The organism is Xenorhabdus bovienii, assembly GCF_024721015.1.
GTDB classification, from domain to species: Bacteria; Pseudomonadota; Gammaproteobacteria; order Enterobacterales; family Enterobacteriaceae; genus Xenorhabdus; species Xenorhabdus bovienii.
The window spans coordinates 1-262 of the sequence record NZ_JANAIF010000433.1; the positions used below are offsets into that span (position 1 = coordinate 1).

Sequence of the window (262 nt, forward strand, 5' to 3'; positions counted from 1 at the left end):
CCTGGTTACTCCGTCAACTACGTCGAAAACCATCTGGTCTGCCATTACCTGGCTGGTAACCACTCTGATATTCTGAGGAAGTTCCAGTAATTTTGTTTGCAAACGCAATGAAGAGGATACATTTTCTACCTTGTATTTTTTATTGGTAGAGATCTGTACGTCATTTAACTGCGAGAGGTTCTCATTCAGTGAGAAATCTGCGATCACAGTTCCTTTAGTCACGCTTACCTGTTTTTCCTTAGGATAAAGGCCAACGGCGGAT

At 42.4% G+C, this 262-nt stretch carries 1 protein-coding gene; it reads right to left on the minus strand.

The annotated features are described in order from the left end of the window. Positions 1–222 (minus strand): hypothetical protein (locus tag NXS07_RS22725; protein ID WP_258087671.1); only part of this gene is annotated, 222 nt, incomplete at its 3' end. Positions 223–262: the final 40 nt, after the last annotated feature.